We start from the raw sequence: 1,188 nt of genomic DNA on the forward strand, positions 1-1,188 counted from the left end.
ATGGCAAAAGAGACATTTCAGCGAAACAAGCCACATGTAAACATAGGAACGATAGGTCACGTAGACCACGGGAAGACGACCCTGACGGCGGCGATTACGACCGTAATGGCCAAGCACCACGGCGGGGTAGCCAAGCAGTTTGTCGACATCGACAACGCCCCGGAAGAAAAAGAGCGGGGAATAACGATCTCGACGGCGCACGTCGAGTATGAAACCGAAGCCCGCCACTACGCCCACGTAGACTGTCCGGGCCACGCCGACTATGTAAAGAACATGGTGACCGGCGCCGCGCAGATGGATGGGGCGATTTTGGTGGTTGCGGCCACCGACGGTCCGATGCCGCAGACCCGCGAGCATATTCTGTTGGCCCGCCAGGTAGGGGTACCCCAGATTGTGGTCTTTATGAACAAGACCGACCTGGTCGACGACGAGGAGCTGATTGAGCTCGTCGAGCTGGAAGTCCGAGAGCTGCTAAGCTCCTATGAGTTTGACGGCGACAACATTCCGGTGATCCAAGGCTCGGCCCTGAAAGCCCTTGAAGGCGACGAAGAGCACGAGCAGGCGATCCTGGATCTGATGGACGCCGTCGATGAGACGATTCCAACGCCCGAACGCGACGTGGACAAGCCGTTCTTGATGCCGGTCGAAGATATTTTCTCGATTACCGGCCGCGGGACAGTGGCTACCGGCCGTATTGAGCGAGGCGTGGTGAAGCTGAACGATGAAATTGAGATTGTCGGGATTATCGAAGACCCGATGGATAGTGTAGTAACCGGCATTGAGATGTTCCGCCGGATGCTCGACGAAGGCCAGGCCGGCGACAACGCCGGAATCCTGCTGCGTGGAGTGGACAAGGAAGACCTCCAGCGCGGGATGGTACTCTGCGAGCCGGGCTCGATTACCCCGCACAAGAAGTTCGAATGCGAGGTGTATGTACTGAGCAAAGACGAAGGCGGCCGACACACGCCCTTTTTCGACGGCTACCGTCCGCAGTTTTATTTCCGAACCACCGATGTGACCGGAAGCTGCGAGCTGCCGGACGGCGTTGAGATGGTAATGCCGGGCGATAATGTGACGATGGAAGTCAGCCTGATTCAACCGGTAGCGATGGAAGAAGGTCTGCGTTTTGCGATCCGCGAGGGCGGCCGCACGGTAGGCGCCGGTGTTGTAACTGAAATTATAGAATAA

At 57.5% G+C, this 1,188-nt stretch carries 1 protein-coding gene; it reads left to right on the forward strand.

Going from position 1 to position 1,188, the window contains the following annotated elements:
- The coding region (gene tuf, locus ACQ76V_RS16010; RefSeq protein ID WP_441001509.1) for an elongation factor Tu at positions 1 to 1,188 on the forward strand (1,188 nt) is incomplete at its 5' end.

Source organism: Fodinibius sp. SL11 (assembly GCF_052060035.1).
GTDB lineage: Bacteria > Bacteroidota > Rhodothermia > Balneolales > Balneolaceae > Fodinibius.